This window comes from Xanthobacter agilis (assembly GCF_021730435.1).
GTDB classification, from domain to species: Bacteria; Pseudomonadota; Alphaproteobacteria; order Rhizobiales; family Xanthobacteraceae; genus Xanthobacter; species Xanthobacter agilis.
Genome location: NZ_JABWGX010000015.1, coordinates 14841 through 38810, shown reverse-complemented (window position 1 = coordinate 38810; position 23970 = coordinate 14841). Strand labels below are relative to the sequence as shown.

Annotated in this window: 19 protein-coding genes and 1 pseudogene; 8 read left to right on the top strand and 12 right to left on the bottom strand. The window is 68.1% G+C overall.

Translation table 11 applies throughout. From position 1 onward, the window contains the following. Positions 1-169: 169 nt before the first annotated feature. A pseudogene (gene rpoH, locus HUW53_RS12330) lies at positions 170-1012 on the bottom strand (RNA polymerase sigma factor RpoH); the annotation flags it as partial. A gap of 112 nt (positions 1013-1124) precedes the next feature. After that, complete coding sequence (locus HUW53_RS12325; RefSeq protein ID WP_237346064.1) at positions 1125-2225, bottom strand: RluA family pseudouridine synthase; 1101 nt, start codon at positions 2223-2225, stop codon at positions 1125-1127. 28 nt (positions 2226-2253) lie between these two features. Here HUW53_RS12325 and HUW53_RS12320 point away from each other — a divergent pair, with 28 nt between their 5' ends. Further along, a complete protein-coding gene (locus tag HUW53_RS12320; protein ID WP_237346063.1) occupies positions 2254-2601 on the top strand; it encodes a DUF6476 family protein in 348 nt (115 codons plus the stop codon). Between the two features lie 39 nt (positions 2602-2640). On the opposite strand, the gene HUW53_RS12315 is transcribed toward HUW53_RS12320, so the two are convergent. Both HUW53_RS12315 and HUW53_RS12310 read right to left on the bottom strand, forming a co-directional pair. After that, positions 2641-3309 carry an LON peptidase substrate-binding domain-containing protein gene (locus HUW53_RS12315; protein ID WP_237346062.1) on the bottom strand — a complete coding sequence of 223 codons (669 nt, stop codon included), beginning with the start codon at positions 3307-3309 and terminating at the stop codon, positions 2641-2643. 13 nt (positions 3310-3322) lie between these two features. Beyond that, complete coding sequence (locus HUW53_RS12310; RefSeq protein ID WP_237346061.1) at positions 3323-4252, bottom strand: thioredoxin family protein; 930 nt, start codon at positions 4250-4252, stop codon at positions 3323-3325. Positions 4253-4462: 210 nt separating this feature from the next. On the opposite strand from HUW53_RS12310, the gene HUW53_RS12305 reads away from it, so the two are divergent. Next, positions 4463-5179, top strand: a complete 717-nt coding sequence (locus HUW53_RS12305; protein WP_237346060.1) for a sulfite oxidase-like oxidoreductase — start codon at positions 4463-4465, stop codon at positions 5177-5179. A 108-nt stretch (positions 5180-5287) separates the two neighbouring features. Here the strand turns inward: HUW53_RS12305 and HUW53_RS12300 are convergent, their stop codons facing one another. Further along, positions 5288-6655, bottom strand: a complete 1368-nt coding sequence (locus HUW53_RS12300) for a flavin monoamine oxidase family protein (protein WP_237346132.1) — start codon at positions 6653-6655, stop codon at positions 5288-5290. A 110-nt stretch (positions 6656-6765) separates the two neighbouring features. Beyond that, positions 6766-7692: a polyprenyl synthetase family protein gene (locus tag HUW53_RS12295; RefSeq protein ID WP_237346059.1), complete on the bottom strand. Its 927-nt coding sequence runs from the start codon at positions 7690-7692 to the stop codon at positions 6766-6768. A 162-nt stretch (positions 7693-7854) separates the two neighbouring features. Here HUW53_RS12295 and HUW53_RS12290 point away from each other — a divergent pair, with 162 nt between their 5' ends. The 3 genes from HUW53_RS12290 (at position 7855) to HUW53_RS12280 (ending at position 9780) form a co-directional block, all read left to right on the top strand. After that, positions 7855-8526: a biosynthetic peptidoglycan transglycosylase gene (locus HUW53_RS12290; protein WP_237346058.1), complete on the top strand. Its 672-nt coding sequence runs from the start codon at positions 7855-7857 to the stop codon at positions 8524-8526. Between the two features lie 171 nt (positions 8527-8697). Then, entirely contained in the window at positions 8698-9264 is a 567-nt protein-coding gene (locus HUW53_RS12285; RefSeq protein ID WP_237346131.1) for a septation protein A, read from the top strand. A 69-nt stretch (positions 9265-9333) separates the two neighbouring features. After that, the gene (locus tag HUW53_RS12280; protein ID WP_237346057.1) at positions 9334-9780 is read left to right on the top strand and encodes an RrF2 family transcriptional regulator; all 447 of its coding nucleotides are present in this window, start codon (positions 9334-9336) and stop codon (positions 9778-9780) included. A gap of 16 nt (positions 9781-9796) precedes the next feature. On the opposite strand, the gene HUW53_RS12275 is transcribed toward HUW53_RS12280, so the two are convergent. The 3 genes from HUW53_RS12275 to HUW53_RS12265 are packed head-to-tail and all read right to left on the bottom strand — an operon-like array spanning position 9797 to position 14853. Continuing rightward, the gene (locus HUW53_RS12275; RefSeq protein ID WP_237346056.1) at positions 9797-10972 is read right to left on the bottom strand and encodes an ABC transporter permease; all 1176 of its coding nucleotides are present in this window, start codon (positions 10970-10972) and stop codon (positions 9797-9799) included. Position 10973: 1 nt separating this feature from the next. Then, a complete protein-coding gene (gene rbbA / locus HUW53_RS12270; protein WP_237346055.1) occupies positions 10974-13718 on the bottom strand; it encodes a ribosome-associated ATPase/putative transporter RbbA in 2745 nt (914 codons plus the stop codon). 31 nt (positions 13719-13749) lie between these two features. Continuing rightward, positions 13750-14853, bottom strand: a complete 1104-nt coding sequence (locus HUW53_RS12265) for an HlyD family secretion protein (protein ID WP_237346054.1) — start codon at positions 14851-14853, stop codon at positions 13750-13752. A 265-nt stretch (positions 14854-15118) separates the two neighbouring features. On the opposite strand from HUW53_RS12265, the gene HUW53_RS12260 reads away from it, so the two are divergent. The 3 genes from HUW53_RS12260 to HUW53_RS12250 all read left to right on the top strand — a co-directional run bounded on the left by HUW53_RS12260 (position 15119) and on the right by HUW53_RS12250 (position 19942). Beyond that, positions 15119-15457 (top strand): Rieske (2Fe-2S) protein, encoded by a 339-nt coding sequence (locus HUW53_RS12260; protein ID WP_237346053.1) that lies wholly within the window; start codon positions 15119-15121, stop codon positions 15455-15457. 510 nt (positions 15458-15967) lie between these two features. Then, positions 15968-17668 (top strand): outer membrane protein, encoded by a 1701-nt coding sequence (locus HUW53_RS12255; protein WP_237346052.1) that lies wholly within the window; start codon positions 15968-15970, stop codon positions 17666-17668. Between the two features lie 180 nt (positions 17669-17848). Further along, a complete protein-coding gene (locus HUW53_RS12250; protein WP_237346051.1) occupies positions 17849-19942 on the top strand; it encodes a hypothetical protein in 2094 nt (697 codons plus the stop codon). Between the two features lie 91 nt (positions 19943-20033). On the opposite strand, the gene HUW53_RS12245 is transcribed toward HUW53_RS12250, so the two are convergent. The 3 genes from HUW53_RS12245 to gspD all read right to left on the bottom strand — a co-directional run bounded on the left by HUW53_RS12245 (position 20034) and on the right by gspD (position 23509). Continuing rightward, positions 20034-20450: a tetratricopeptide repeat protein gene (locus HUW53_RS12245; protein WP_237346050.1), complete on the bottom strand. Its 417-nt coding sequence runs from the start codon at positions 20448-20450 to the stop codon at positions 20034-20036. A 171-nt stretch (positions 20451-20621) separates the two neighbouring features. Beyond that, complete coding sequence (locus HUW53_RS12240; RefSeq protein WP_237346049.1) at positions 20622-21197, bottom strand: prepilin peptidase; 576 nt, start codon at positions 21195-21197, stop codon at positions 20622-20624. Between the two features lie 113 nt (positions 21198-21310). Next, complete coding sequence (gspD, locus tag HUW53_RS12235; protein ID WP_272904213.1) at positions 21311-23509, bottom strand: type II secretion system secretin GspD; 2199 nt, start codon at positions 23507-23509, stop codon at positions 21311-21313. Positions 23510-23970 lie beyond the last annotated feature (461 nt).

Sequence of the window (23970 nt, the reverse complement as noted above, 5' to 3'; positions counted from 1 at the left end):
CACCCCTTCTTGCATCCGTCGGCGGAAGACCGGTTCAGACCGGCGCCGGGGCCGCTTTGCCGGCCGACATCTTGCCGGAGACCTTCGCCGGGGCACGCGGCTCCTTGCCATTCGCGGGCAGGGACACCTCGTCCTCCGGGCCGCCCACTGAGGCGCGCATGCGGTCCATGACCGCCTTCTGCACCTTCTCGAACGCCCGCACCTCGATCTGGCGCACCCGCTCGCGGGAAACCCCGAACTCCGCGGCAAGGTCCTCCAGCGTCATCGGGTCTTCCGACAGGCGGCGGGCCTCGAAGATGCGGCGCTCGCGTTCATTGAGCACGGACAAGGCACCGGCCAGCGCCGAGCGGCGGTTGTCCAGTTCCTCGGTCTCGGCGAGTTGCTCTTCCTGGTCGAGGCTGTCGTCCACCAGCCAGTCCTGCCACTCCCCGCCCTCCGAATCCTCGCGGATCGGCGCGTTCAGGGAGGCGTCGCCGCTGAGGCGGCGGTTCATGTCCACCACCTCCTGCTCGCTCACCCCCAGCTTGGTGGCGATCTGCGCCACCTGGTCGGGCTTGAGGTCGCCCTCGTCGAACGCGGAAATCTGGCTCTTGGCCTTGCGCAGATTGAAGAACAGCTTCTTCTGCGCCGCCGTGGTCCCCATCTTCACGAGGCTCCAGGACCGCAGGATGTATTCCTGGATGGAGGCGCGGATCCACCACATGGCATAGGTGGCAAGGCGGAAGCCCTTCTCGGGCTCGAACCGCTTCACGGCCTGCATGAGGCCCACATTGCCCTCAGAGATCACCTCCGAGATGGGCAGGCCATAGCCACGGTAGCCCATGGCGATCTTCGCCACGAGGCGCAGATGGCTTGTCACCAGCTTGTGAGCGGCGTCCCGGTCCCCGTGCTCGCGCCAGCTTTTGGCGAGCATATATTCTTCCTGCGGCTCCAACATGGGAAACCGACGGATTTCCTCGAGGTACCGTGTCAGCCCCCCCTCGGCCGAGGGGATGCTCATGGTCTTCGCCATGGAGGATGCCTCCTGTTCCTGCGGCCCCCGATGGCGGGCGACCGCGCGCACGGCTGCATGACGCCCGCCGCAACTCTCAACCATACAGAACACTTGCGACGGCGAATAGGTTTCATCCCCTCACGTCGGCGCGAGTGCGGAGCGGAATCGACAAGGCCGCGCGCAGAGCCGAGAGGTCCGGCGGCAGCGCGCTCTCGAAGGACAGATCCGCCCCGCTCACCGGATGGGAGAAGCCAAGCCGCGCCGCATGAAGCGCTTGGCGGTTCAGATGCGCCAACAGCTCCCGCGCCTCGGCACCGAGCCGCGTGGCCTTGGTGCGGAAGCCCTGGCCATAAACCTCGTCGCCCAGCAGCGGATGGCCCACATGCGCCATATGGACGCGGATCTGGTGGGTCCGCCCGGTTTCCAGCCGACATTCCAGGAGGCTCGCCACCGGCGTACCGTCGGCGCCGGCATAGGTCTCCACCACCTGCCAATGGGTGATGGCCTGCCGCCCGGACGGACGCACCGCCATCTTCTGGCGATGGGTGGCGTGACGGTCGAGCGGCGCATCCACCGTGCCGCGCAGGTCCGGCACCCCCCACACGAAAGCGAAATAGGCCCGCTCCAGCGGGCCGGTCCGGCCATGGTCGGCGAACTGGGCGGCAAGTCCCTGGTGGGCCTTGTCCGATTTCGCCACCACCAGCAGGCCGGAGGTATCCTTGTCGATGCGATGGACGATCCCCGGCCGCTTCACCCCGCCGATGCCCGACAGGGTGTCGCCGCAATGGTGCAGCAGCGCGTTCACCAGGGTGCCCGAGGCATGGCCCGGCGCGGGATGCACCACCAGCCCCGCCGGCTTGTCGATGACGATCAGGTGATCGTCCTCATAGGCCACCGCGAGCGGGATGTCCTCCGGCGCCGGCTCGGCCGGTTCCGGGGGCGGCAGGAGGAGCGTGAACACCTCCCCGGCATTGACCCGCCCCGCCGCGTCGCCTACCACACGCCCGCCGGCGCGCACCTGTCCCTCCGCCACCAGCCGCTGAATGCGGGTGCGGCTGAGGTCGGGCGCGAGGCGGGCAAGGACGCGGTCGAGCCGCGCGCCGTGGTCCTCCGCCTGTGCCGTCAGGGTGAGTTCCAGCGCGCTCACGCCGTCGAGGCCGGTCTCGACCTCGTCGTCGAGGATGTCGGCGGCCGCGTTGTCGTCCATGATCCGCGCGTCAGTCTTGTTCATTCATCACCAGGTCCGCCAAAGGTCACTCATGTTCCATCGCCCGCCCCCTCCCGACACCCCCGACGAGGCGCTGACGCCGGAGCAGGAACGGGTCATCGCCAAATTCCGGCGCTTTTCCAGCATGTCCATTCTGGTGATGGTGCTGGGCGTGGCGGCGGTGCTTGGCGTCATCAGCTACCGCATGATGCGCGCCCAGCCCCTCGCCACCGGCGAGGTCACCGCCCTTCTGCCCAAGGGGGCAAAGATCGCCACGACCACGGTCTCCGGTGACGTGGTGGTGGTGGTGCTCGATGTCAACGGCGCCACCGAGATCCGCACCTTCGACCTGCGCACCCTCGCCCCCGCCGGCAAGCTGCGCTTCGCCGTGGAGCCGTAAGGCCCCGGCGCAGCGTGCCTGCCCGCCGCGGCTTTCGTCTTACTGCAACGACCCTTCGCCGTCGCCCGGCATGCGCGCCAGCAGCATCTGAGTGATGGCGACCAGCATGTCGGCGCGCGCCTTCAGGGTCTCCGCCTCCAGGAGCGCCTGCTTTTCCAGGGCGCCATAGGGCGACATCACCGATAAGGTGTTCACCAGGGTCTCGGTGCCGGCCTCGCGGATGCCGTCCCAGTCCGCCTCAAGCTTGTTGGCGTCGAGGAAGGCCGCCAGCGCATCCAGAAGCGCGCCCCGGTCCACCTCGGCCTCCCCCGCCGTCTCGAAATCCGAGGCGAACGGCGCGGCATCGATCCGCACCTGTCGGTACGGGGTGGTGACGGCCATCTCTTCCACGATCCGATACCGGCAGATGCCGGTCAACGTGATGAGATAACGCCCGTCTCCGGTTTCGCTGAACTCGGTCAGCCGGCCGAGGCACCCCACCTTGTGGAGCGCCGGGCCGTGCACGGTGGCCGGCGCGGCGTCGTCCGGCTGCACCATGCCGATGAGGCGACCGCCGCCGAGCACCGCATCCACCATCGCAAGGTAGCGTGGCTCGAAGATGTTCAGCGGCAGCTCCGCCCGTGGCAGCAGCAGCGCGCCGGTGAGCGGAAACACCGGGATCACCGGCGGCAGATCCGCCGGCGAAAGATAGGTCTTGTGGGAGGCCACGGGCGAAAATCCTTCAGGCGAACATGATCGCCGACAGCTTCTTGCGGCCGGAAAGGGTGAGCGGATCGGCGGCGCCCCACGCCTCGAACAGCTGCACCAGCTGCTTGCGGGCGGCGTCCTCGTTCCAGGCGCGGTCGCGCTTGACGATGTCGAGCAGGTGGATGAGCGCATCCTCGCGCCGCCCGCGCGCATTGAGCGCCAGCGCCAGCTCGAACCGGGACTGGTGATCGGCCGGGTCGATATCCACCTTGGCCTGCAGGGTGGCAAGGTCGCCCAGGGCCGCCGCCTGCTCGGCGATCTCAAGCGCCGCGCGGGCGGCGGAGATGGCCGGGTCATTGGCCTTGTCCGCGGGCACCGAGGCGAGCGTCGCCTTCGCCTGCTCCAGGGCGCCGGCCTGAATCTGGGTCCGCACCAGCCCGGCGAGGGCCGCGAGATTGGTCGGGTCTTCGCCCAGCACGGCGGCGAAGATCTCGGCCGCGCCGGCGAGGTCATGCTCGGCCAGCGCCGCTTCGGCGGATGCCAGCACGTCCGCCACGTCGTTCCCGGCTTCCCCGCCGATCAGGCGGTCCACGAAGCCCTTCACCTGCCCTTCCGGCAGGGCGCCCATGAAGCCGTCCACCGGCTGCCCGCCCACGAAGGCGTAGACGGTGGGGACGGACTGGATGCCGAGCTTGCCGGGAATGACCGGATGGTCGTCGATGTTCATCTTGGCGAGGCGCACCTTGCCCTTGGCGTCCTTCACCACCTTCTCAAGGATCGGACCGAGGCTCTTGCAGGGCCCGCACCAGGGCGCCCAGAAATCCACCAGCACCGGGCGGTGCTTGGATTCCTCCATCACGTCCTTCAGGAAGCTCTCGGTGGTGACGTCGATGATGTCACCGGCGGGCGCCGCCCCGCCATTGCCCGCTGCCGCGCCGCTGGCGCCCGGCTGATTGAACAGCATGTATCGGCTCCTCGATCCCTGCCCGCGACCCCGCGGCCCTGCTTCGTCCCTTAGATGGGGCGGCAAAGGCGCGGCGCAATCGCTCCACCCGCCTTCTAGCCTTTTCCCCGCGCGAGCGTAAGGCGCCTCCCGCACGCCGGGCGGCCGGGCGATCCCGCCAGCGGACGCGCTCATGTTATACTCGCCGTGATCTCGCTTGGAGCTGCCCCCATGAGCGACCACATCCACGACCCCGCACCGGAGGACGCGACCACCGCGGCCCCGCCCCCTGAAGCCGGCCCGGCGGAGCCCACCAAGCTCACCGCCACCAAGACCCGATGGGCGCGGGAGCACCGCTTCCTCACCGGCCGGCCGGGCCAGCCGGCGCGGGATCGCCTGCCGCCCGGCCAGCATCTGGTGCAGGACTGGCCGGTGCTGGACCTCGGCGAACAGCCGGACGTGCCGCTGGCCGCGTTCCGGCTCGACGTCACCGGCGCGGTGGAAGCCCCCGCCTCCTGGGATTGGACCGCCTTCATGGCGCTGCCGCAGACCCGGCGCGTCAGCGATATCCACTGCGTCACCACATGGTCGCGCTATGACAACGCCTGGCAGGGGGTGACCACCCGCACCCTGCTCGACATCGTGCGCCCGACGGCGGACGCGCGCGCGGTGATGCTGCGCAGCCATGACGGCTACACCACCAATCTGCTGCTGGAGGATTTCGCCGACCCGGACGCCCTCATCGCCCATTCGTGGGAAGGCGCGCCGCTGTCCCGCGTTCATGGCGGACCGGTGCGGGTGGTGGTGCCGCATCTTTATTTCTGGAAAAGCGCTAAGTGGCTGCGCAAGATCGAGGTGATCGGCGCCGACAAGGCCGGCTTCTGGGAACGGCGCGGCTACCACATGCGCGGCGAGCCCTGGGCCGAGCAGCGCTATTCGGACGATTGAGAAAGCCCCGGCGGGACCGGCCGGAGCGTCTTGCGCGCTCGCCGACTCGGGGTCAACGCCCTCGGGGCTGACCCCATGCCTGCGCGCGCCCCCCTCGCGGGACCGGCTCTACCCTTGCCGTCCATCCTTCAGAAGGGCGATGACCTGGGCCGCGGCCCGCTCGCCCGATTGCCACGCCCCACCCACGGTGCCCCACAGGCTTTCGTGGGCGTGCTCGCCGGCGAACACCAGACGGCCGGACACCACCTCCAGGAACGCGCGGCGCATGTTGCCCGCCCCCGGCACCGCGCACGACATAGCGCCCAAGGCCAACGGCTCCATGCCCCATTGGGTGCGGTGCATCCGGCCGATGCGACGCGCGGCATCGGCGCCGAACTCGCGGGTGAGGGCTTCCGTCAGCACCGCGCGCACCGCCTGCGGGCTCGCCGCCTCCAACCGCTCGGCAAACGCGCCGCCCACCTCAAGCGCACATACGGATGTACCGCCGAGGCGCGTGCGCAGCGCATAGCCCTCCGCGCCATCGGTGCGGAAATAGATCGTCTCGTCGGGCAGGACACCCGCCGGCGCGCCAGGCCATTCGAACGCGATGTGGTCGAAGATCCCGAGGGGAATACGCTCCACCGCCGCCCGCTGGCGCGGCGGCAACAGGGGAATGCGCAGCTTGCCGGCGGCGATGACGCTGGGCGGCACCGCCACGATCACGCAACGCGCCGTCAGATTGCCCCGCCCGGTGGCCACCACCACCCGCCGCCCGCCCAGCTCCACCGACCGTGCGGCGGTATCGAGCTGCACCGTGAGCGGCGAGGCAAGGCTGGCCACCAGCGTCCCGAGCCCCTGGCGGCAGACGTTGGCCACGCCACGTTCCTCGGCGCGGGACACATCCACGGTCGAGACCCAGTCGAGGTTCCGGCCGCGCAGGAACGGCCCGGTGACGAACCGCGCCGACGCGGACCACGCGCCGAGATCGGGCACCACGCGGGCCGCCGGCAGGTCACGCCCGGCGTCCCCCGCCGCGACGATGGCCCGTTCCGCCCGGCGCACGACGCCGACGAAATCCTCATATTCCGGGTCACGCGCTTCCTTGCCGCCGAGATAGAGCCGCCCCGCCTCCGGCGCGGGCGCGATGTCGAATCCGGAGCCGCGGCCAAGGGCGGGAAGCGGCGTCGCCTCCGGAAAATCAAGCCGGTTCGCCCCCATGTCGAACGGCACGCCGAACACCTGGCTGTCGGTGAAGGTGCGTCCGCCGACCCGGCGCCCCGCCTCGATGAGCGCATAGCTCACCCCGGCTTCAGCCAGCTTGCGCGCGGCCGCGATGCCGGCGGCGCCGGCCCCGATGACGATGACATCCGGCTGGCTGGTCTGCCCCAACGCGCCATAGGGCACGCTGGCCATAGCCAGCACCGCGCCGGCCGTCAGCAGGCGGCGGCGGTCGAGCGGGCGGCCAAGGGCGCTCCGAAGCGGATCTTTGGTCAGCATGGACACGGGCGGCACGCTATCACGACACCCCGCACGGGGCGAGCGCCGCAAGGCCGCCGGCTCCTGCGCGCGGGCCGGTTCTTGTGCACGGCTCAGCTCTTGCGCGCGGCTCAGCTCTTGCGCGCGGCGACGAAATGGGCGGCGGCGCGCAAGATGTCCCCGCGCGAACCGAAGGGGGCGAGCGCCGCCTCGGCCTCGGCCACCAATTGGGCGAGCGCCGCCCGCGCCGCCGGCAGGCCCAGGCGCGACACCAGCGTGCCCTTGCCGGCCGCTTGATCCTTGCCCACCTTCTTGCCCACCGTGTCGGCGCTGCCTTCCACGTCCAAAATGTCGTCGGCGATCTGGAATGCCGCGCCCAGCGCCCGGCCATAGGCGGAAAGCGCCGCCCGCTCCGCCGCGCCCGCGCCGCCGAGGATGGCGCCGGCCTCGGCCGAGAACAGCAGCAGCGCCCCGGTCTTCATGGCCTGGAGCCCACGGATTTCCGCCACCGACAGGTCGAGCGGACGGCCCTCGGCAAAGCGGCCCTCGGCGGCAAGGTCCAGCATCTGCCCGCCCACCATGCCGCCGACCCCGGCGCGGCGCGCCAGCTCGCGCACCAGCACCAGCCGAACCGCGGGATCGGGATGGGCATCCGCCCCCGCCAAAAGATCGAACGCCAGGGTGAGCAGGCCGTCGCCCGCCAGGATGGCGGTGGCCTCGTCGAACGCCTTGTGGACCGTCGGCCGGCCGCGCCGCAGATCGTCGTCATCCATGGCCGGCAGGTCATCATGGATCAGGGAATAGCAGTGCACGCATTCCACCGCCGTCGCCGCCGTCACCGCCGCCTCGACCGGAAGGCCGAACAGGGCCGCTGCTTCGATCACCAGGAACGGCCGCAGCCGCTTGCCCCCGCCGAGCGCCCCATGGCGCATGGCGGCCAGCAGCCGCGGCGGGCGTTCGCCTTCGCCCGGCAATGCGGGATCGGCAAGGGCGACGGCGAGGCGCGCCTCGGTGGCGGCAGCGGCGGCGTCGAGGCGGAGAGCGAGCGATGGAATCACAGGGAACCTTCGGACCGAACGGGCCGCCGGGCGCGATTTGCGCCGGTGCCCGGTTGACGCACCGATCCGGGTGCCCCAACCAGACGGCAAGGTCAAGGCGCCCGCTGGGTCATCTTCAACTGAAGATGCTTGCAACCGAAGATGCGTGCGAGAAGGCTTTCGATGATCCGGTTCCTGGCGCAGCTTGCCGCGGCCCTCCTGGCGATCCCGGTGGTGCTGGCGGTGCTTTACAATTTCGGCACCCCGGCCTCAACGCTCATGCTCTACCGCATGGCAACCGGCCAGAGGGTGGAGCGGGTCTGGACGCCGCTCTCACGCATGTCCCCGACCCTGGTGCGCACGGTGGTGGCCTCGGAGGACACCCGCTTCTGCCGCCATATCGGCATCGATATCACCGAGATGCGCACCATGGTCGAGAAGGCCGACGACCTGGAGGACCTCAGGGGCACCTCCACCATCACCATGCAGGTGGTGAAGAACCTGTTTTTGTGGCCGCACCCGGAGCTGCCGCGCAAGGTTCTGGAAATGCCGCTGGCCCTGTGGCTCGACCTTGTCATGAGCAAGCGGCGGATCCTGGAGATTTATCTCAACATCGCCGAATGGGGTCCGAACGGCACCTTCGGTGTAACGGTCGCCGCCCGCGACGCCTTCGGCCTGCCGCCGGCCCGGCTCAATGCGGCCCAGTCGGCGCGGCTGGCGGTGATGCTGCCGAACCCGGCCCGTCGCAGCGCCGCCACGCCCAGCCCTGGCGTGCTGCGCCTGGCCGATCGCCTGGAAGCGCGCGTGCCGCGCGAGGCAGCGGACATGATCGACTGCCTGCATCTGGGCGACTGAGTGCAGGCACCGCATCGCACCTTCCTGGCGCGAAATGGCGCAGCAGGCAGGGGCGAGCTTGATTGTGCCTCGTTTTGACGCCACATGGGCACAAGGAGACCTGCCTGCATGTCCGATGCCCCCACCGCAACTTCGCCGCGTCCCGCCGATTCGCCCGCCCGCCGCCCGTCCATGAGTCCCATGCTGAAGATCGGCCTGGAGGTCGGTCCGCTGGTGCTGTTCTTCGCCGCCAATGCCTATGGCGGCATCTATGTGGCCACCGGGGCGTTCATGGTGGCGACCTTCGCGGCCCTGGCGCTGATGTGGGTTCTGGCCCGCCGCATCGCGGTCATGCCGCTGGTGTCGGCCGTGGTGGTGCTGGTGTTCGGCACCCTGACCCTGTGGCTCCAGGACGACCACTTCATCAAGATGAAGCCCACCATCATCAACGCCGCCTTCGGGGCGCTGCTGCTGGGCGGCCTGGTGGCCAGGAAGCCCCTGCTGCCTTACGTCTTCGACGGCATGGTGAAGCTGACCGATGCAGGCTGGCGCGCGCTCAGCATCCGCTGGGGCGTGTTCTTCCTGGTGATGGCGGTGGTCAACGAGGTGGTGTGGCGCCTGTTTTCGACGGATACCTGGGTCGCCTTCAAGACCTTCGGCTATCTGCCGCTCACGCTTGCCTTCGCCATGGCGCAGGCGCCGCTGATGTCACGCCACGAGTTGAAGGAGCAGGCGGAGACCCCGTCCCCGCAGGATTGAGCGAAGACCGAAGCGAGCCCGGTTGACGGTCGCGCCCGAGATCCCCATAAGCCGTTCGGAGGGCGTGGAATGCTGACAAAAAAAGGCAAGTACGGATTGAAGGCGGCGGTGCATCTGGCGCGCCTGTCCGCGGGTTCCTCCACCCAGGTGGCGGACATCGCCGAAGCCAACAATATTCCCAAGAAATTCCTGGATGTCATCCTGGGCGAGCTGCGCAACGCGGGCTTCCTTGCCAGCAAGAAGGGCAAGCTCGGCGGCTATCGCCTCGCCCGTGCGCCCGAGGACATCGTGGTGGGCGACATGATCCGCGCCCTCGACGGCCCGCTGGCCCCCTTCCCCTGCGCCAGCCGTAACGCCTATGAGGCGTGCGAGGATTGCGACGTCTCCACCTGCGAGGTGCGCCTGCTGATGGTGCGCGTGCGCGACGCCATCGGCACCGTGCTCGACACCATCACCCTCGCCCAGATGCGCGACCTCTCCCACGAAGCGCTGACCTCGTTCGTGGACTACATCTGAGGGGCGGTCCTCGCGCCTATTGCTGCGCCGCGAGGAACTTACGGAACCGCACCAGCGCCACCAGGAAAAACAGCATGCCGATGGCGAAGGTCGCGAGGAACCGCGGCCACACCGTCTCCATGCCCGCCCCGCGATAGAGGATGGCCTGCGCGAACGCCACGAACTGGGTGGACGGCGAGGCCTGCATGACGGTCTGCAACCATTGCGGCATGCTTTCCAGGGGCGTGAAGCCGCCGGACAGCATGTTCATGGGCAGCACGATGAGGAAGAACAGGAGCCCGAACTGCGGCATGGACCCCGACAGGGTGCCGAGAAAGATGCCCAGCGCCGCCGTGAAGAACAGATAGAGCGCGGTCCCCAGCAGGAACAGGCCCACCGAACCGGCGATCTCCATCCCCATCACACCCTTCAGCACCACCAGGATGCTGAAGGTGGTTCCCACCAGGATCACCGCGCCATTGGCCAGGATCTTGGCGAGCATGATCTCGGAGGGATGCACCGGCAGCACCAGCAGATGCTCCAGCGTGCCATGCTCGCGCTCGCGGATCAGCGCCGCCCCGGCCAGCAGCACCGAGAGCATGGTGATGTTGGTGATGAGGCCCATGGTGCCCGTGAACCAGGAGGATTCGAGCCCCTGGTTGAACGCCACGCGGATCTTCAGCTCGGCCGGGGTGGCCATGTCCCGCCCGGTGCGGGACACGAAGCGGTTCACCTCCTGCTGGAAGATGCCCGAGATGTCGGTGGCGCCGAGCCCCGCCTGCATCAGCGCCGTGGCGTCGATCAGGAGCTGCACACTCGGCGCCCGGCCGGCCAGCACGTCCGATTGGAAATTGGGCGGAAAGTTCAACACGAAAGTGTAGCGGGCGGCGTCCATGCCCTTGTCCACCTCCCCCGGCTCCAGCGCGATCGCGGGTTGGAAACGCGGCGGCAGCAGGGCATCGAGGATGGCATGGGAGAGCGCCGAATTGTCCTCATCCACCACCCCCACCGTGGCGCGGTTGAGGTCGTGCTTCATGCCGGTGGCCTGGATGTAGATGGCCGCCGTGAAGGCATAGAGCACCAGGATCAGCAGCGCCCGGTCCCGCCACAGGCTGATGAGTTCCTTGACCAGGAGATGCCACACATTGCCCGCCCGGCTGGCGAGGCGCGCCTTGAAGCCGCGCGGGGCGGACGCCTGAACGGAAGTGGCCATGTCACGTCTCCTGTTTGCGCAGGATGAGGTGAGCGAGAAGCAACAGCGCCGGCCAGAACGCGGCGGTCGCCAGGATGAAGGGCAGAAGCTCCGTGAAGCCCAGCCCCTTGGTGAAGGCCCCGACGCTGATGCGCATGAAATAGGTGGTGGGAAACAAGGTGCCCACCACCCGGGCCGCGCCTTCCAGGGTCGCGACCGGCTGGAGCAGGCCCGAGAACTGGGTCGCCGGCATCATGGTGCCGATGGCCGTGCCGAACAGCGCCGCCACCTGGGTATTGGTCAAGGTGGAAGAGACAAGCCCGATGGCCGTGGTGGCCAGCACATAGACGAACGCACCCAGCATGAGCCCCAGGAACGACCCCTTCAGGGGCACCCCAAACAGAAACAGGGCTAGCGCCACCATGACGAAGAAATTGAAGAACGCCACCACCACATAAGGCGCCTGCTTGCCGAGCAGAAACTCCAGCTTGGTCACCGGCGTCACATAAAGGTTGGTGATGGAGCCCAATTCCTTCTCCGTCACCACCCCCAGGGCGGTGAGGATGGCCGGAATGAAGATGAGCATGAGCGCGATCACCGCCGGCACCATGGCATCCACCGAGCGGAACGACTGGTTGTAGCGGTAGCGCATCTCCAGGCTCGCGGCCGTGCTGAGCGTGCCGCCAGCGGCTTGCGCCGCCTCTTCCAGGAACCGGAGATGCACCTGCTGCACATAGCCCTGGATGGTCTCGGCCCGGAACGGCATGGCGCCGTCGATGGTCACCAGAACCTCGGTGGAACGACCTGCCCGGAGATCGGCACCGAAATTGGGCGGCAGCTCGATGGCAAAGGCGATGTCATTGGCCTTCAGCCGCCGGTCGAGGTCGGCCGGATCGCGGATCGGCCTCTCGACCACGAAATAGGTGGAATGAGCAAATTCGTCGATATAGGCGCGGCTCTCGGCGGTCTGATCGCGGTCGAGCACGGCAAAGCGCAGCTTGTCCACGTCGAGGGTGATGCCGTAGCCGAAAATAATCATGAGGATGGCGGTGCCGAGCAGGGCGAACGCCAGCCGCACCGGATCACGCTGCAACTCCAGCGTCTCGCGCCAGGCATAGGCGCCGAGCCGGGTCCAGGAGAAGGACGAACGCCGCGCCGCCCCCACCTTGGGCGGCGGCAGGCGGGCATCGGTCTGCGCCTCCCGCCCACCCATTTCCATATAGGCGATGAAGGCCTCTTCCAGGGACGAGGTCCTTTGCGCCGCCTTCAACTCCTCAGGCGTGCCGGTGGCGATGACGCGGCCCGCATGCATGAAGGAGATCCGGTCGCACCGCTCCGCCTCGCCCATGAAATGGGTGGAGACGAAGATGGTGACCCCCTCGTCCCGCGACAGGCGCTGGAGATGGTCCCAGAAGCCGTCGCGCGCCACCGGATCGACCCCCGAGGTGGGCTCGTCGAGAATCAGAATCTCGGGATCGTGCAGCACCGCCACCGCCAGCGACAGGCGCTGGCGCACCCCCAGCGGCAAGCCGTCGGACAAGGCATCGAGGTGGTCTTCGAGGTCGAAATCGGCGGTGAGCTTGGCGATGCGCCGCGCCGCCGCGTCCGTGTCCAGGGAAAACAGGTGGGCGTGCAGCTCCAGGTTCTGCCGCACCGTCAGTTCGCCATAGAGCGAGAAGGCCTGCGACATGTAGCCGACGCGGCGGCGGGTCTCGATGTCGGCGGGATCCACCGGCACGCCGAACAGCAGGGCCTCGCCCTCGCTGGCCGGCAGCAGGCCGGTGAGCATCTTCATGGTGGTGGACTTGCCGCAGCCGTTGGAGCCCAGGAAGCCGAAGATCTCGCCCCGGCGGATCTTGAAGCTCACGTGGTCCACCGCCACGAACGCCCCGAACCGGCGCGTGAGGTCCCGCGATTCAATGGCGATGGGCGCGTCGTCTGGAATGGGCGCGCCGCGCGCGGCGCCATCCCCGTCGCCGCGCCGATCCTCCGGCAGCAGGGAGATGAAGGCCCGCTCCAGAGTGGGCTGACCGGTCTTTGCAAGGAGCCCGGCGGGGGTGTCGTCGGCCAGCATGCGGCCGGCATCCATCATCACCACCCGCTCGAAACGCGCCGCCTCCTCCATATCGGAGGTCGCCACCAGCAGCGTCAGCCGCGGCCGGTCGGCGCGGATGGTCTCCACGAAATCCCAGAACTGCCGGCGCGACAGCGGGTCCACGCCGGTGGTGGGCTCGTCCAACACCAGGAGGTCCGGATCGTGCACCAGGGCGCAGCACAGGCCCAGCTTCTGCTTCATGCCGCCGGACAGCTTGCGCATGAGCCGCCCGGCGAAGGGCGACAGCCCGGTGGCCTCCAAAAGCGGCGCCACCCGCGCCCCCTTGGCGTCCGCGTCCTCTCCGAACAGGCGGGCAAAGAAGGCGATGTTCTCGGCCACCGTCAGATTGGGATAAAGATTGCGCCCCAGCCCCTGGGGCATGTAGGCGATGCGCGGCTGCACCAGGTTCCGCTGGCGACGGACGGCAAGGTCCGCTCCGAGCACCTCCACCTGCCCGTGCTGAATGCGCTTGGCACCCGTGATGAGCCCGAGCAGGGTGGACTTGCCCACCCCGTCCGGCCCCACCAGCGCCACCGACGCGCCCTCGGCGATGGTCAGGTCGATGCCATCGACGGCCCGGGTCTTGCCGTAGCCGTGGCGAATGCCGGCGAGCCGCAACGCAACCCCGCCGGATGCGGCCTCGTTCGCCGCCCGATCCTCGATCGTGGTCACGATCGACCCCCGCGCGGCCACCCCGCGCCGCTCACTTCTGGGCCTCGCCCTTCTGCGCCGCCGGCTGCGGGGCGTCCGCCTGAGGCGCATGCCCTGGAACAGGGGCGCCCGGCGCGGCCGCGCCCGCCTTCGCCTGCGCCGCTGCGATGGCCTGCTGCACCAGATCGGAATCGAGCCAGCTCGGCCATGTCGCCGTCGGATCGAGCTGCACATAGCCCACCCCGGTCACGCCGGTCTTGGCCTGGGTGATGTATTTCTCAACCAGCACCTGGGGAACGCGCAGCTTCACGCGGAACATCATGCGGTCGCGCTCGTTCTGGGTCTCCACCTGCTTCGGCGTGAACTGCGCGCGCGCCGAGACGAACGACACGTTGGCCGGCACCGCGCGGTCGGGCAGCGGCTCCAGCAGCAGCCGCGCCTCGGCCCCCAAGGCGATGCGGCCGGCGTCCACCGCCGGCAGGAAGACGGTCATATAGACATTGGAGAGATCGAGCAGGGTCAAGACCTTGCCGCCAGCCGCCAGCACCTCGCCGGGCTCGGCCAGCCGATAGAGCACCCGTCCGGACTTGGGCGCCACCAGCGTGCCGTCGGCCACCAGCTGGGTCAGGCGCTCCACCTCCGCCTCGGCGGCGCGGATGGCGGATTCGCTGGCGGCAAGGCTGCTTTCCGCCGCCGCCAAAGCGGCCTGAGCGGTGAGCTTGGTGGTGCGATACTGGTCCACCTTCTGCTCGGTCGCGAAGCCCTTTTCCACCAGGGTGGTCTGCCGATCCAGCTCCTTGGTGGCAAGGTCGAGCTCACCCTTGCGCTGCTCCACCACATGGGTGGCCGTGTCGCGTGACTTGATGGCCTGCGTCTCGTGGGCCTGGGCGGTGCGCAAGGCGGCGGCGGTCTCGTCCACGTCCATATGGGCCACCACTTGGCCTTCGGTGACGAAGTCGCCCTCCTCCACCAACACATCCACCACGCGGCCGGCGGCCTTGGTGGCCACGTCCACTTCGGTGGCCTCGATCCGGCCATTGCCGGAGGCAAAGCCCGGGGGCAGCGTTCGGGAACGCGAGGCCAGATAGTAAGCGCCATAGCCGCCCAACGCGACCACGGCGACGAGCAAGACGACGACCGGCAAGGTCCGCTTCATCGACGAAGAGCCTCCACGACAAACCGCGCGCCTGCCCTACGACGATGCAGATCGTCGTAGCCTGCGACACGGCGGACCCCCGTATCTTATTCCCACACTTCCAGGGGTTGCCGCAATGCGGCATCGCAAGGCTCAAGCCACCCTGCGACCGAGGGCCGCCGCCCCTGGTCAGGTTTCCGACATCGAAAGCCATCCCGAAAGGCCTTGAGGCTGGTCCGCAACTTGCTTGTTGAAAGTGAGGCAGCGTTCGACAAGGCGACCCACGATGGCTTTCACCTTTATCTGTCACACCGATGCCGTGAGTGAAGGCGGCATGGGCCTGTTCCAGGCCGGTCGCAAGAGCGTGATGCTGCTCTGGCCGGCCGGCGGCGAGCTCAAGGCCTATCGCGGCCGTTGCCCCCATGCGGACATGCCGATGGAAGAGGCGACCTTCAACGGTCAAAACGTCACCTGCCCGCACCACCAGTGGGGGTTCGACGCCACCAGCGGCAAATGCGTGACGCATCTGGTCCGCAACACCCTGCATCCCTATCCCCTACGCATCGAGGGCAACGAGATCCAGGTCGATGTCGGACCGGTCAAGGCGCCCCGCGTCCCCGCCTGACCGTCGAAGCCAGCCCCCGTTTCGGAAGCATCGCCCGCGGCACCCGCCGCGGGTGCGCAACGCCACGCAACGCGAACCAATCGCATGCGTCAGCCGGCGCGGCGGCTGCCCGCCCGCTCAACGATCGCCCCGGCCGCAGATGCAGACATCTGGAGTTGCGACACGCAACCGCGCACCGGCAACGGGCCCGAAGCTCTACCCGCGAGAAAAGCTCTGACCCGCGATTTGCATTTGCGTAATGGCGCTTTTGAAGCTACCCAATACTGCAAGATCTGCGTTGATCCAAAAATGCAATGAAAATTGCCTGCGCCGAAATAATAGAGGTACCCTGACGCAACGTTCCAGGGGCGGCGCTTGTCGCGGCCCCTGCTGAGCGCACTGTGTCTGTCGGTTGAATAGCGGCGTGCATGACCCGGGATCAGCGCTGAACTCCAGACGGAGGGCGGGGGGAGAATGCACAGGCTTCGTTTATTCAATATGCTCACCATCGGGGTGAGTGCGGCTTTTTCGGTGGCTCCGGTCCTCGCGGCCGATCTGACCCCATACAAGGCGCCCGCGCCGCCACCGCCGGCCTGGAGCGGCTTCTACGCCGGCCTCAACGTAGGATACGGCTGGGGCACATCAAGCTCCGCGCAGACCACGGGCATCCCGCTGGTGGACAACATCGCCACTGATCCGTTCTGGGGAACGCCCTACGGCTTCACCGCCGGCGCCAATTCCGGTCGCGCGGGCCTCAACCCGTCTGGCATCATCGGCGGTGTCCAGGCGGGCTATAATGTTCAGTGGGCCGAGAGCATCATCGCCGGCATCGAGGTCGACATCCAGGGCGCGGGCATCTCCGGCAGCGGCGGCACCGCCGGCGTCGCCCGGTTCGGACCCGACGCCTCGGGACTGACCGACACCGCCGCCGGCGGCGGCGGTGTCTCGAGCGGCATCGACTGGCTCGGCACGGCCCGCGCCCGGGTCGGCTATCTCGCGACCCCCGGCATCCTCGTCTATGCCACCGGCGGCCTGGCCTATGGCGGCGTCACCACCACCCAATCGAGCACGCTGGCCTTCGCCGACAGCCAGCCCTTCACCTATCCCACCTTCGGCGGCACCGCGCACGCGGCGGCGACACGGGTGGGCTGGACCGTCGGCGGCGGCGGCGAATGGCTGTTCGCGCCCGGCTGGAGCGTGAAGACTGAGGCCCTTTACTACAATCTGGGTTCCGCCACCTTCAACGGCGCGGCCGTGGGCGCCACCGACCCGGACGGCACCAACACGAGCGGCGGCGTGCCCGGCGCCCTCCTGTTCGCCAGCCTCCCGTCCACCCGCATCACCTATGACGGCGTGATCGTGCGAGCCGGCGTCAACTATCATTTCAACGGCAGCGCGCCCGCTCCAGCCCCGGCGGCGGACACCGCCCCGAGCTGGACCGGCCTCTATGGCGGCCTCAATGCGGGCTACGGCTGGGGCACCTCGGGCACGGCCGACACCACGGCCATCCCGCTCATTGACAATCTCGCCGACGACCCGTTCTGGCTCACGCCCGCCGGCTTCACCGCCGCCGCCAGCAGCGGCGGCGCCAGCCTGTCCCCGTCCGGGTTCGTGGGCGGCGTGCAGGTCGGCTACAATTATCAATGGAGTGCCAACGTCGTCGCCGGCGTCGAAGCGGATATCCAGGGGGCCGGCATCTCCGGCAGCGGCAGCTATGCCGGTGTCGCCCAATACGGCCCCGACGCTTCCGGTCTCGTGGATACCGCGACCGGCGCGGGCACCATCACCGCCAGCATCGACTGGCTGGGCACGGTGCGCGCCCGTGCCGGCTACCTGATGACACCCGGCCTGCTTCTCTACGCCACCGGCGGCCTTGCCTATGGCGGCGTCAGCGCCAGCGCCGTCCACACCCTCGCCTTCGCCGACAGCGTGCCTTACGCCTTCCCCACCTTCGGCGGGGTCGGCGGCGGCTCCCAAACCCGCATGGGCTGGACCGCCGGCGGCGGTGGCGAGTGGCTGCTCGGCGCCCGCTGGAGCCTCAAGGCCGAGGCGCTTTATTACAACCTCGGTTCCGAGAGCTTCGCCGCAAGCCCGGTGGGCGCGATCGATCCGGAGGGGAACAGCCTGGCCGGCGCGGTCCTTGGCGCGACCATGTTCGCCAATGTCCCGGTCACCCGTGTGACCTACGACGGCGTCATCGTGCGCGCAGGCGTGAACTATCGCTTCAACTGAAACATCGGGTGGCCGTTGAGCGCGCGCTCGACCGCCATGCCCAGGGTTTGCCGGCGCGTGCGGAGGCTCCGCGACGCCCGACAGGCGTGAACAGCTTCGGGGGCATCCCCCGTCATCAGTCTTCCGCAAGGCCGGCGCCAGGGCGGCGAATCGGAACCGGAACAGTTGGGAGCAAGCCCGATGCAGACGGGAACAGATTTTAGGTCACGACGACAGTTCCGCGCCGCGGCGACACGCCTCGCCGCATCGGGCGCGGCGGCCGCCGCGCTCCTGGTCGCGCTGCCACCGCAAGACGCCACAGCGACGTCGATCGCCCCGCCGATCTGCAAGCCCGGAAACGACAAGGCGTGCTACAAAGAAATCCGCATCATCAACAACACCAACGGCACCATTTACGCCATCATCCAAGGATCGATCCAGACCAATCCGGCCATCAATTGCGCCAAAGGCGATGTCTGGCTGCAACGCGCGCTCGGCGACACCAAGAATTGCTATGTCGTTGCTAATGACTACTATGCCTATGTCAACCCCGTGCGGGGCATCCTCAAGGGTGAGACCGTCTCGGTCATGGTGCCCTGGTGGTCTGCGCTCAACAAGGACCGTGATCCCAAGGCCGATTCCCATGTGGACTGGTGGCGCGGCGGCCGCATCTACATTTTCGACGATCAGACCGCGTTGAACGACAGTTACAAGGTGAATGCCGGGCGCCGGGGCCAGAGCGTCGCCTTCGCCTCGGGCAGTCCGGCCGTGAAGTGCAATACCGCGACCAAGAACGCCTGCAGTGCCAGCGAGCTGAAGATCTATCGCGTGCAGCCGGAAATTCCCGGCAGCGCCATCATGACCCAATCGCCCAACCAGCTCAACGAATGGACCTTCGCCGACGTGGGTCCGCTGGCGGCAGGCGCCGAACTCACCAGCCTCAACCTGAACTATAACGTCTCCAACGTGGACCAACTTTATCTGCCGGTGGCCATGGAGCCGATCGCGCCCGGCTACAAGGTCGGGTACATGGGCACCTTGATGTCGGTGACCGATTGGCGCGCCCGCCTCGTGACATTCACCGGCGCGAACGCCAACCAGACGTCGACCACCAACTGGCCCATCTACAACAATCCCATCGACGCCAAGACCAAGAAGCGGCGCTACCCGAACGCGGGCATCCGCGTGCCCTCGACGCTGGCGGCCTTCAACTATTACATGTCCCCGGCCTATATCGACGGCAACACCAAGCTGCCGGAAATCATTCCCCTGCCCACGCCCTTCGACCGCACCAAGCTGCCCAAGCTGATCCGCAATATCGAAGTAAACTGGCAGAATTGCACCACCGCGCCCTACAAGAATTGTCCCTTGAAGGATTGGTACACCCCCATCAAGCAGTCGTTCGACAAGAGCTACAAGACCTACCTCGCCAAGTGCTGGGGCAACGGGCAGGGCCCCTCCTACATGGCGCCCCTCGCCGACGGCCTGCCGAAGCTCGAAACCTACATGCGCTTCCTGCACGGCTGGGTGCCGTTCCGGGTGGACAAGGTGGGCGGCAAGGGCGCGTGCACCGCGGCCGACGTCCCCGACCTGCCGCAGACCAACGAGCCGCCGAGCCAGATGGGCTATGCGCCGGTCAATTACATGAAGCTGCAATATGACTTCGAGCAGTTGGGCGCCAAGGGCGCGCAGATGTTCAATCCCTACACCCAGCTCATCCACGGCAGCCTCGCCGACGGCTTCCTGAATGCTTCGGCCTATGCCTTCTCCATCGACGACCACGAGAGCTTCCAGAACCATCCCGGCAGCGGCCTCATCTTCGCGGTGGGCGGCGGCAACGGGCTGCCGAACAAGAAGAAAGTCCCGCCCGCGGTGCCCCAGTTCTACGAATGGTACACGGCCGGCGTCTCGCTTGGGAAATCGCCCACCTCGGCGGGGTGGAAGTCATATGGCATCTGCGCCAGTGAGACCAATCGCGAGTTCTCCAGCGACGATCCCGGCACCATCGGCCTCAACCCGAAGACGACGCCCTCACCGTGTATGATCACGCTGCGCGATACGAACAACAAAAAGTATCAGATCAAGATCATGACATTCAATGCGACCGGCACCATGCCCTACCAGATCTGGCCGGAATTCACCGCCACCGGACCAAAGCCGTTCGATCCACGCATCGTGGTGTGCCCGAACAATGACGGCTGGTGCAAATACACCAACGAGACGGCACGGCGCGCGGACCCGAACAAGCCCAACAAGGCGCCCACCTTCACCCTCGGCACCCGCGCGCCGAACTGACGGATGCCGCGATGACATGCCCCTGGCGCCGGAGGATCTCCGGCGCCAGCTTGTCTCAGTTCGGCACCTCCGCTCCGGCCGGCGCGCCAGATCAGGGCCCGGCCGTGGGCGCGGACGGGACCCATTGCAACGCGAGCTGCTGGGCCAGCGTTATCTGGGCGCGGCTCATCTTGCTGGCGACCGCGTCGCGGATGCGCACATAGGTCTCGCGCTCCGGCCGGCCGGAGCGCGCCGCCGCCAGGATCAGCCATTTCTGCGCCAGCACCACATCTTGCGGCACCCCGCGCCCCTTGTCGTAAAGCCGGCCGAGCAGATACTGCCCGTTCGCGTCGCCGCGCTCGGCCGCGCAGCCATACCACCACGCCGCCACCGCGAAATCCTGGGGCACCCCATGGCCATATTCGTAAAGCAGGCCCAGCATGGCCTGAGCCCGCGCGTCGCCGGCCTCCGCCAGCCGCGTGAGCAGTCGCGCGGCGGCCATATAGTCGCCCTTGGCGTATAGCGCCATGGCCTTCGCCGTATCCCCGCCGCGCGGGGCCGCAGGGGCTGCGTCGCCTGAAAACAGCGCCGCCGCCAGCGCCGTCGCGAGTACGAGCCCCGCCCTCCACCCGGCCCCGCCCGTCCGGCCGCGATGCGCAGCGCGTCCCTCGCCTGCATTCCGAGCCCGCCGCACCATGGTTCAGAGCCCTCCCCACACCATGCGATCAAACCCCCAGGCGGCCCAGATGGCCGGGGCGAAGAACAGGCCGAATGGCAGGCGCCGGTCGAGCCGCGCCGTCCGGCCACCCGCCAGATGCGCAATCCCGACCCCGAGCAGCGCCGCCAGCGCCGCCATCTCGATGGCCAGCGGGATGGCGGTCACGTCCAGCCACGCGCCGGCCACGCCCGCGAGCTTCACATCGCCCAGGCCCAGCCCCTCGCGCTTGCGCAGCGCCCGATAGGCGACCCGCACCGCCCAGAAGGCGAGCGCCAGCCCCGCGCCCCGCGCCAGCGCCACCGCGAGCAACTCCGATCCGCCACTCGCGGCGGCATAAAGGAGGCCGAGCGCGAGCCCCGCGCCGTTCAAGGTGTCGGGGATGATGAAATGTCGGGCATCGACGACCGCGATGGCCGCGACCACCGGCACGAAAGCCACCGCCGCCAAGCTCCCGAGGAAGCCCGCGAGAGAGCCCCCTGATCCCCCCTCGAGACCGCCAGCGAGCGTAAAGCTCGCCGCCATCCCGGCACCGACGACGAGGGCGAGGACGCCCCACACGCGCCCCCGCCCGCCACCGGCCGGACGCCACCGGAACGAAACCGCCGCGCCCACCGCAGGAGGAGATGGAGCCGGCCGCGCGGGAGGGTCGGAAGGCGATTCCATGGCGCGGCTCAGCGATTGAGGAGCGGCTGCGGGCCGCCGGGCGGGTTGCCCACCGTGCCCTTCATCTTGGCCCGCAATTCCTCGGCCACGGTGTGCGCGTCCACATTGTCGCGGATGATCTGCGGCCGGATGAAAATGATCAGCTCGGTGCGCTTCACGGTGTTGTTGGTATGGGCGAAAGCGTCGCCCACGCCGGGGATCTGGTCCAGCACCGGCACGCCCTGGCGCACCCCGTTGGAGCGCTCCATGATGAGGCCGGCGAGCAGCACCGTCTGCCCGCTCGCGACCGCGATGGTGCTCTTCACCTTGCGCTGCGACACGGTGGGCGTCAGCGTCGAACTGGACGAACTGCTGCCCGATGTATCGGACTGGGTGACGTTGCTGATCTCCTGCTCGATATCGAGCCGCACCTGACCGTTCACATTCACCCGCGGCACCACGTTCAGGATGATGCCGGTATTCTTGTATTCGATCGTATTGACCACGGTGTTCGAGCTGGAGAGCACGGTGGCGCTGCCGGTGGAAACCGGCACTTCATCGCCCACCTGAAGCGTGGCCTTCTGATTGTCCACCACCACCACGGACGGGTTGGAGAGCACCTTTACATCGGTGACCGTGTGCAGGGCATCAAGGATCACCCGCGGCTGGCCCTCGCGGCCCACCAGCAGGTTGAAGCCGGGCAACACCCGGCTGATGGCCTGGCTGGAAATGTCGCTCGACAAGGTGTTGAGCGCCGATCCGTTGTTGCTGCCGAGGCCCAGATCCTTGCTGGTGAGGAAGAATTGCACGCCATAGGCAAGGGCGTCGTTCAGCGTCACCTCGGCCACCGTCGCCTCGATGGCGACCTGGAGCTGGGGCTGGTCGAGCTGCATCAGGGTGCGCTCGATGACGCGGTAGTTTTCCTGGCTCGCGAAGATGAGCAGCGAGTTGTTCACCGCGTCCGCGGTGATGCGCACGCCGGGCATCACCGCCCCGCCGCCGGCCGCGGGAGCTGCGGCCCGCGCGCCGCCGGGCGGGGTCGCCTCGTTGTCGCCATCGCCCCCGCCGGCCTGTCCGGGATTCTGGGCCTGAGCGGGCGCGGCTTGCCCGAGGCGCTGTTGCACCGTGAGGTTCTGGCCGCCGCCGGACGACGACGACATGCCCCCCGAACCGGGGGCGATCTGGCTTGCCGCCTGATCGAGACCGGCCCCCGAGCCGGTGCCGATGAACAGATCGTTCAACACCTTGGCCATCTGCCGGGCATCGCCATAGCGCAGCCGATAGACCCGCACCGCCACCGTGGTGTCGGAGCGGTCGAGCCGCTCGATCCAGGACGCGGCGGTCCGCAGCAGCTCCGGTTTCCGCGCCACCACCATGATGGAGTTGAGCCGGTTGATGGCCTGGAACTTCACCAGATTATGGCTGAGCCCGTTCTCGCCGGTATCAAGGATGCTCTCCAGCTCCGAGATGAGCGCCTCGGGCGCGCTGTTGCGCACCGGGTAGATTCCCACCGACTGGCCGCGCATCCAATCGGCATCGAACGACAAGGCGGTCTGCATCGCCTGCTGCCGCTCCGCCGCCGTGCCCTGGATCAACAGGAGATTCCGACCTGGATCGGCGCGCACCGTGCCGGCCTGGAGGGCGAAGCTGTCGAGCAAAGGCATGAGGGTCTGGGCCGACACATAGCGCAGCGGCACCACCGACAGGCCATAGCCGGCCTCCGGGCGCCCGGCCCCCACGCTCACGCGGCCGCTGCCGGCGGCCTCGCTGAGCGGCACCAGCCGATAGCCGGCGGCATCGCGCACCAGGGCCACGCTGTTGGCCTTCAGCGCGGATTCGAGCACATAGGCCAGATCCCCCTTGGGCACCGCCCGCGCCGACGACAGGCTGATGGTGCCCTGCACCCTGGGATCGATGACGAAGGGCTGGCCGAGGATGTCCCCCAGCACCACCTTGGCCACGGTAGCCACCGGCGCATCGTCGAAATTGAGATCGTAGCCGTCGCCGCCCGCCGCCGCTCCACCGCCGGCGCCCCCCTCGGCCTGGAACGACACCGAGGACGATCCCCCCGGCGCGAAATATTCCACCGCGCGGCGATTATCCGCAATGTCCTGGGTCGCGGGCATCGCCGCCGTCTGGCGCGGCGACAGGTCGAGCGCGTTCACCTGCTCGACCACGCTCTGCGGCCGCGTATCATCCTGAATGCCCGAGCACGCCGCCAGAGCCATCCCGACGAGAGCCGCTTCGAGGCAGAACGCGCCCACCGAACGGGCGACGGCCGATGGTGGGGCGAACCGGTCTGGCCGATCTTTCCGCAAACTGCCCCCGCCCTTTCCCATGCCCACATGCGCCCCCGGTGCTGAAACCAAGGTCGCGAGCCGGCGCGAGGATTAGTTTCTAAATTTTTGATTAACCCGGTTCAAGCCATGCCTCAGCGAGAAGCGTGCGGGGGCGCGCGTCAATCCACAAAATGGGGACTTTTCCACATCAATTGATGCGGCGCGGAGCACATGAGAGCGGCCGCAGTGGTAATTTCTGCATGCTTATGCGGCAAATTCCATCCCTGTGAATGTTGATGTCACTCTTTTGCACCACCGCGCGCAGGTTGCATCACATTGACGCGGCGGCGCGATGCTGTGAATGTTTAAAGGACATGACGCGCGGCGCGCTCATGACGGTCGCGATGCAT

Bases quoted from the DNA above. Each gene is read 5' to 3' on its own strand.
- HUW53_RS12325 (WP_237346064.1), bottom strand. From the start codon at position 2,225: ATGAACAAGACTGACGCGCGGATCATGGACGACAACGCGGCCGCCGAC.
- HUW53_RS12320 (WP_237346063.1), top strand. From the start codon at position 2,254: ATGTTCCATCGCCCGCCCCCTCCCGACACCCCCGACGAGGCGCTGACG.
- HUW53_RS12310 (WP_237346061.1), bottom strand. From the start codon at position 4,252: ATGCTGTTCAATCAGCCGGGCGCCAGCGGCGCGGCAGCGGGCAATGGC.
- HUW53_RS12305 (WP_237346060.1), top strand. From the start codon at position 4,463: ATGAGCGACCACATCCACGACCCCGCACCGGAGGACGCGACCACCGCG.
- HUW53_RS12300 (WP_237346132.1), bottom strand. From the start codon at position 6,655: ATGCTGACCAAAGATCCGCTTCGGAGCGCCCTTGGCCGCCCGCTCGAC.
- HUW53_RS12290 (WP_237346058.1), top strand. From the start codon at position 7,855: ATGATCCGGTTCCTGGCGCAGCTTGCCGCGGCCCTCCTGGCGATCCCG.
- HUW53_RS12285 (WP_237346131.1), top strand. From the start codon at position 8,698: ATGAGTCCCATGCTGAAGATCGGCCTGGAGGTCGGTCCGCTGGTGCTG.
- HUW53_RS12280 (WP_237346057.1), top strand. From the start codon at position 9,334: ATGCTGACAAAAAAAGGCAAGTACGGATTGAAGGCGGCGGTGCATCTG.
- HUW53_RS12275 (WP_237346056.1), bottom strand. From the start codon at position 10,972: ATGGCCACTTCCGTTCAGGCGTCCGCCCCGCGCGGCTTCAAGGCGCGC.
- HUW53_RS12265 (WP_237346054.1), bottom strand. From the start codon at position 14,853: ATGAAGCGGACCTTGCCGGTCGTCGTCTTGCTCGTCGCCGTGGTCGCG.
- HUW53_RS12260 (WP_237346053.1), top strand. From the start codon at position 15,119: ATGGCTTTCACCTTTATCTGTCACACCGATGCCGTGAGTGAAGGCGGC.
- HUW53_RS12250 (WP_237346051.1), top strand. From the start codon at position 17,849: ATGCAGACGGGAACAGATTTTAGGTCACGACGACAGTTCCGCGCCGCG.
- HUW53_RS12245 (WP_237346050.1), bottom strand. From the start codon at position 20,450: ATGGCGCTATACGCCAAGGGCGACTATATGGCCGCCGCGCGACTGCTC.
- gspD (WP_272904213.1), bottom strand. From the start codon at position 23,509: ATGGCTCTGGCGGCGTGCTCGGGCATTCAGGATGATACGCGGCCGCAG.